This is a genomic window from Mesorhizobium sp. M7A.F.Ca.AU.002.02.1.1 (assembly GCF_003998535.1).
Taxonomy (GTDB): Bacteria; Pseudomonadota; Alphaproteobacteria; order Rhizobiales; family Rhizobiaceae; genus Mesorhizobium; species Mesorhizobium ciceri.
Map to the genome: position 1 here is coordinate 1 of NZ_RZPB01000317.1, position 6,675 is coordinate 6,675.

The window sequence follows — 6,675 nt, forward strand, 5'->3', positions numbered from 1 at the left end:
GTTGCGGACATCGATGATGCCGCCGACGCGCGGCATCACCACCCGCTTCAGGAAGAGATAGAACAGCCCGAAGGTGATCGCCAGCCACAGAAGCTGCGACGGGAACGTCGCCGGATCGAATGGCGGAAACGTGCCATGCGCTTCAGCAGGCACGCTGGTGCCGGAATGCGTGTCGCCTTCCGTCGCAGCGTGGCTGGTATCGGCTGATGGCGCGGACTCTTGCGCAAAGGCAGATGTCACGAACATGGACTATCCCCGAAATTCAGGCCCGCCGCTTGCGCGGCCGGCCTGTCCAATCTTCCCGAGTGCTCAGCCGAACAGGGCCAGAAGCGCGATGAGAAGCGAGAAGATGCCCAGAGCTTCGGTCACGGCAAAGCCGAAGATCAGACGGCCGAACTGGCCATCGGCGGCCGACGGGTTGCGCAGTGCGCCCGCCAGGTAGCTGCCGAAGATGTTGCCGAGGCCAATGCCCGCGCCACCCATGCCCAGGCAAGCGATGCCGGCGCCGATGTACTTTGCTGCTTCTGCGTCCATTTGTTCAACTCCTTTGGATCTAAAATTCCGTTGCGATTCCATCCGGCGCCAATGTTGGAAATCTTTGGGCCGGAAACTTTTGGACCTAGTGCCCTGGATGCAGGGCGTCGTTGAGATACATGCAGGTCAACACGGCAAAGACGTAGGCCTGCAGGAAGGCGACCAGCAGTTCCAGTGCCGTCAGCGCCACCGCCATCGCCAGAGGCAGGATCGAGCCGGCGACGCCAACCGCGCCGAGCGCGCTCAGGCTGACGACGAAGCCGGAGAACACCTTCAGCGTGATGTGGCCGGCGAGCATGTTGGCGAACAGACGAACCGAGAGGCTGACCGGGCGCGACACGAAGGAGATTACTTCGATCAGCACCACGAGAGGCAGCAGGAAGACCGGCACGCCGTGCGGCACGAACAGTTTCAGGAAGCCAAGACCATGCTTCATGAAGCCGTAGACGACCACGGTTGCGATCACCAGCACGGCAAGGCCGAAGGTGACGATAATGTGGCTGGTGACGGTGAAGAAATAGGGGAACAGGCCAAGCAGATTGGCGACGAGCACGAACATGAACAGCGAGAACACGAGAGGGAAGAACTTCATGCCCTGCGTGCCGGCGGCGTCGCGCAACATGTTGCCGACAAACTCGTACGCCATCTCGGAGACCGACTGAAGCCGCCCGGGAACCAGGCTGCGGCTCGACGTCGTGAGAAACAGGAATCCAGCCGCGACGATCACGGTTGCGACCATGAACAGCGCCGAATTGGTGAAAGACAGGTCATAGCCGCCGATGTCGATCGGAATCAGCTTGTTGATATGGAACTGGTGGATCGGATCGACCTTGTCAGCTGCCACGTTCAAACCCCGTCAATGCCGCGTACGGCCTCGTTACCATTACCGCACATGGTGCGCGGTCATTTCTTGTCGTCTTGGCCACGGCGCGATTTATCGCCCTGTCCAAATTCTGCCACGACGCCGGCGGAACGCATCACATTGAGCACTCCGGCGCCAAAACCAAGCAGCAGAAACACGATCAGACCCCATGGCGATGTCCCCGCCAGACGGTCGATGACCCAGCCGATGCCGGCACCCACCACCACCCCGGCGATAAACTCGCTGGAGAGTTTGAGCGCCTGACCATAACCGGCCACACTGCCCGCTTTCGCGTCGTCTTTCCCCTCGAGCCGGCCCGGCCGCCTTGTCGCAAGCGAAGCTTCAAGGTCACGGCGGCGGCGCTCAAGATCGTCGTCGCGGATGTCGGGTTCATGCTGATTGCCGCGGCCGGTTTCTCCGGTTCCGTCTGGCCCATTCTTGTCGGCCATCGCAACCCCCCTGCCCGGTCAGACCGTCACCGTCCGTCCGCTTCTAAAGTCGCCGGCAACATAGTTAGAGGGTTTGCGCCCGTCAAGCCACGGGCGGAAGTTCATTGCCATGTATTTTAGGCAATAAAATCAATGAATTACGAAGGTGCGACATCGTGCCCGCCAGGATGACGAGGATGCATGGCGCGAATCCCCCGCGCAATGGCTCTTTGATCGGCTGCGCGCCACATCAAGGATCAGCGGCTGCTCCGCACTCAGCTCCAGCCGCCGCCATAGGTCCGATAGAAGATATGCAGGCCGATCTTGGTCATCTTCTGCATCGTGCGCGCCCAGCCGGGGTGGACATATTGGGCATAGTAGTGGGTCGACGATCCGACTTCCGGAATGAAGATCTTGCCGGCGGTGACGGCCATGGCGATCTCCTGGGCGGTCTTGTAGGCGGCTGGGCTATCGATGCGCTTCTTCCTGCCGTCGCAGGCGAAGGAGAACTGGCAACGGTTGAACCAGCTGTCGTTCTGGTAGACGACGCCGCAGATCGAATTCGGATAGGTCGGATTGCGGACGCGGTTGAGGATGACCTGAGCGACAGCGGCTTGGCCGCGCACGGATTCGCTCCTCGCCTCGAAATAGATTCCGTTGGCAAGGCATGCCTGCTCCTTCTTGGAGAAGACACTCGCCGGCAGCGGGTTCTGGATCCACGAATGATCGCCCTTGGCCATCGGCGGAATGAAGCGGCCCTCATTGGGCTGCTCGTCCTGAAGCAGGGCCTCGAAGGGCGATGCCTTGGCATAGTCCGGCTCGGATTGCGCATAGGCGGTGGCCAGCACATCCGGATGGTCGTTGTTGACCAGCGCCGCCAGCATGGCCGGCACGCCGGGATCCGGCTTCTTGTCCTCGCGCGCATGGAATGCCGCGGCGATCTGGATTTCCTTGCCTTTGATCTGCGGCTTGGCGAAAGCCATTTTCAGGCCGCTGTCCATGCTGGGTCGCAGCAAGGAGGAGGTGCGCTCGAAGATCGAGCCGGCGTTGAAGTTCTTCGGGGGTGCGACGGGAGACATCTGGACGATGCGCCCTTTCTTCTCGGCGCGCACGACGCGGTCCTCATCGGGCGTGGCGCTGACCTTGCCGCCCTTGCCGCGAAACGACACGTTGCCGACACCGGCCAGGTGGACGCCCGATCCGGAAATGGAGCCGGTGACATCGGAATCGACAAAGGGCATCTCGGCCGCGTGGGTCGAGCCGGCGACGGATTTCTCGACATAGGAATTCCAGCGCGTGCTCGATGCTTCGAGGCCGGAAACGAGGCTCGTCATGTCCTGATAGGCGGCGACGGTCGGAAAGCCGATCCAGATGCCGAAACCGATGACGAGCGGACCCAGAAAGCCACGTTTTCTCTCACCGGCGGCGGCAACCAGCCGCTTCAACACACGTCGATGCACGGAACTCTCTCCAGGAACGCTACAGACCCCACTGGAGAGCAAAATGATGCATTAACCTTGATGGGACGTTAACGGATTCGATCGGGTTTTCCCGGTCGGCCCGAGGTCGTGGTTGCGAAGTCGGGCGATTTTGCGGCCGGACCATTCAGGCCGGGCGCAGGAAGATCGGCCGGGCGATCAGCGCGCAGATGGCGGCCGCCAGCCAGACGCCGGACCAGGACCAGAGGTGCAAGAGCCCCGGAATGGCCACCGGCACCAGGAAGAAGCCGACGAAAACAAAGGTGTTGGCAAGGCTGAGCGCGGTTCCGACATGGCCGGCGCCGGCAAGGGTGGCAAGCTCGGTGTAGGCGACGCCGTGCCAGGCGGAGACAGAGATGCCTGCGACAATAAGCACGACCGGAAGAACCGCCGACCAGATGAGCTGGCCGCCCGGAATGGTTGGGCCGAACAGGACCAGCAGCCAAAGCATGGCGAAGGCAAGGGCGCTGAACGCGCTGCACAGGCGAAGAAATTGGCGGCGGTTGCCATAACGGTCGGTGAAGCGGCCGCTCCAGATGCGCATGACCATGGCGCTGATCTGCACCGCGGCGAGGCTGGCACTGATTGCCGCCGTTCCCAACCCAACGAAGTCGTGCAGGAATACGGAGGCGAAGGTGAGCACGGCCACCTGCGGAAAGCAGAGCAGGCCGATGGCGGTCGCGATACGCCAGACGTCGCGATTGCGCAGCGGCGCCGGTCCGGCCACAGCCGAAGCGGGATGGCCCTCGCCCGCCGTCGGCGGCTCGTGCAGCCAGCGCCAGGCGAACAGGGCAGACAGAGCGGATGCACCCGCCAGGACTCCGAACACCGCGGCAAAGCCGAAAGCCAGCGCAAGCGAGGGCAGCACGAGCGCGCCAAGGCCGCCGCCAAGCGGCACCGCCGTCTGCCTGATGCTCATGGCGAAGCCGCGCTCGTTTTCCCGGAACCAGCCCATGATGGCGCGGCCGCTCGAACCGTTGACGCTGCCGCCGAGCAATCCGGTGATGAATAGGCTCGTGGAGAGCAGCGTGACATCGGGAGTACCGGTCCTTGTCGGCACGACCAGCATCGCCATGACCAGGAGCCACGCCGCCGTCGCGCCGAGCCCGATCAACAGCACGCGGCGGTCGCCCCAGCGATCGGTGAGCAAGCCCCAGGGCAGTTCGCTGAGCGCGACCCCAAGCCCGAGAAGGCCGAGCGCCAGACCGAGTTCGGCATTGCCTAGGTGATAGCCCTGGCGAAGAACGACCGCCGTCGCCGGGATGCCGGAGAACGTAGCCGAGAAGGCGGCATTGGCGGCAACGCCGATGCCCAGGACTTTCCAGCGATGGCCCGGCGTGAACACCCTCCCGGTGGAACCGGTATCTTCCAGAAGTTCCGACGGCTGCCGGTCGGTGCAATTGACAATGGCGGACATGACTTCATTTCCCGTGCTGGCCAGCGGTCCGGCCTTGACGATCTGTCCCTACCGCCATAATTTCGTCCTGAAAATCAGGAAGTTTTGAACTTACAATCCTGAAAATCGGGACTTCCAACATGCGACGCGTGACATTCGACCTCGACGTCCTGCGCAGTTTCGTCACCGGCATGGAGCTGGGTAGCTTTGCCAAGGCCGCTGACCGGCTTGGCCGGTCGACGTCGGCGGTCAGCGCGCAATTGAAGAAACTGGAAGAACAGGCGGCGACGCCGATCTTCCGCAAATCAGGACGCGGCCTCGCTTTGACCGAGGCAGGCGAGACCATGCTCGGCTATGCGCGCAGGCTGATCGAATTGAATGACGAGGCGGCATCCGCCATCCACGGTGTCGAGCTGGAAGGCTGGGTACGGCTCGGCTTGCAGGAAGATTTCGGCGAGGCGGTGCTGCCGGACGTGCTCGGCCGATTTGCCCGGGCGCACCCCAAGGTGAAGATCGAAGCCAGGATCGCACGCAGCCACGACCTTGCCGAAAGGGTCCTGTCAGGCAGCCTCGATATCGCGCTCGCCTGGCACTGCGGCGAAACGCTGCCCTACAGCCAGCATGTCGCCGATGTGCCGATGCGCTGGATCGGGCCGGCAAAGCGTATCGAGACCAGCCTGCGCAACAGTGAGCCGCTGCCGCTGGTGGCGCTCGAAGCGCCATGCCTTCTGCGCACGGTGGCAACCGAAACGCTCGACCGCGCCGGCCTGTCGTGGCGGATGGCCTTTTCCAGCCCGAGCCTTGGCGGCATCTGGGCAGCCGTGGCGGCGGGGCTGGGGCTGACAATCCGCACCGACATCGGCCTGCCGGCCAGCGTCAGCGCGATGACGCCGGAGATCGCCGGGCTGCCGGCATTGCCCAAAATGGCGTTGGTGCTGCACCAGAAGGATGCTGAACTGGATCCGGTGGCAGCGCGGCTGGCCGACATATTGCTGCAGGCGGCGTTGCAGGCGCTGCCACGGGACGAGCGGTTGAAGGAGGTCGCTTAGACAGCCGGAACAGGTATCCAGCGCCCGACCGCTTATTTACGCTTGTTCGACCTGCCGGCGAACGGATTGTCCGACGTGCGCAGCGCGATGCGGATCGGCACGCCGGGCATATCGAAGGCTTCGCGCAGGCTGTTGGAGAGATAGCGGACATAGGATTGCGGCATCGCATCGGGCCGCGAGCACTGGACAACGAAACCCGGCGGCCGGGTCTTGGCCTGGGTGACGTATTTGACCTTCAGCCGGCGCCCTGCCACGGCAGGCGGCGGATGGTGTGCCAGGATGCCTTCCAGCCAGCGGTTGAGCTTGCCAGTCGAGACGCGGCTGTTCCATACCTTGTGGGTCCTGATGACGGCATCCATCAGCTTGTCGAGGCCGCGCCCGGTCTCGCCGGAGACAGGTACGGCCTGCAGGCCGCGCGCCTGGGGAAGAAGCCGTTCCGTCTTCTCGCGCAGTTCGGCCAGAAGCTCCTGGGGATGGTCGATCAGGTCCCATTTGTTGAAGGCGATCACCGGCGCCCGGCCTTCCCTGATGATCAGGTCGGCGATCTGCAGATCCTGCTTCTCGAAGGGAATGGTGGCGTCGAGCACGATGATGACGATCTCGGCGAAGCGGATGGCGCGCAGGCCGTCCTGCACCGACATCACTTCGAGCTTTTCGTGAATCCTGGCCTTGCGGCGCATGCCGGCCGTATCGAACAGCTTCAGGCGGCGGCCATGCCAATCCCAATCGACCGAGATCGAATCACGGGTGATTCCGGCTTCCGGTCCGGTGAGCAGCCGCTCTTCGCCGATCAGCGCGTTGATCAGCGTCGACTTGCCGGCATTGGGACGGCCGACGACGGCGATGCGCATCGGTTTGGTGTCGTCATAGGTGTGCTCGGCATCCGGATCGGCGATATCCTCGCCGATCCGGATGCCGAGCACACCTA

General features: G+C 63.3%; 7 protein-coding genes and 1 pseudogene. 1 reads left to right on the forward strand and 7 read right to left on the reverse strand.

Translation table 11 applies throughout. The features are described 5' to 3' along the window. The 6 genes and pseudogenes from EN879_RS19440 to EN879_RS19465 form a co-directional block, all read right to left on the reverse strand. Positions 1-246 (reverse strand): annotated as a pseudogene (locus EN879_RS19440) (ATP F0F1 synthase subunit B); the annotation flags it as partial. A 63-nt stretch (positions 247-309) separates the two neighbouring features. Continuing rightward, positions 310-534: a F0F1 ATP synthase subunit C gene (locus EN879_RS19445; RefSeq protein ID WP_006206606.1), complete on the reverse strand. Its 225-nt coding sequence runs from the start codon at positions 532-534 to the stop codon at positions 310-312. An 85-nt stretch (positions 535-619) separates the two neighbouring features. Next, positions 620-1,378: a F0F1 ATP synthase subunit A gene (locus EN879_RS19450; RefSeq protein ID WP_013532843.1), complete on the reverse strand. Its 759-nt coding sequence runs from the start codon at positions 1,376-1,378 to the stop codon at positions 620-622. Between the two features lie 59 nt (positions 1,379-1,437). Beyond that, the gene (locus EN879_RS19455; protein WP_013532844.1) at positions 1,438-1,845 is read right to left on the reverse strand and encodes an AtpZ/AtpI family protein; all 408 of its coding nucleotides are present in this window, start codon (positions 1,843-1,845) and stop codon (positions 1,438-1,440) included. Positions 1,846-2,099: 254 nt separating this feature from the next. Continuing rightward, positions 2,100-3,284, reverse strand: coding sequence for a cell wall hydrolase (locus EN879_RS19460; RefSeq protein ID WP_063167648.1), 1,185 nt, complete (start codon positions 3,282-3,284; stop codon positions 2,100-2,102). 145 nt (positions 3,285-3,429) lie between these two features. Then, entirely contained in the window at positions 3,430-4,719 is a 1,290-nt protein-coding gene (locus EN879_RS19465; protein ID WP_063167647.1) for an MFS transporter, read from the reverse strand. Between the two features lie 119 nt (positions 4,720-4,838). On the opposite strand from EN879_RS19465, the gene EN879_RS19470 reads away from it, so the two are divergent. After that, positions 4,839-5,747, forward strand: a complete 909-nt coding sequence (locus EN879_RS19470; RefSeq protein WP_013532847.1) for a LysR substrate-binding domain-containing protein — start codon at positions 4,839-4,841, stop codon at positions 5,745-5,747. A 32-nt stretch (positions 5,748-5,779) separates the two neighbouring features. On the opposite strand, the gene der is transcribed toward EN879_RS19470, so the two are convergent. Continuing rightward, positions 5,780-6,675: ribosome biogenesis GTPase Der (der, locus tag EN879_RS19475; RefSeq protein ID WP_127274184.1), on the reverse strand; the 896-nt coding region annotated here is incomplete at its 5' end.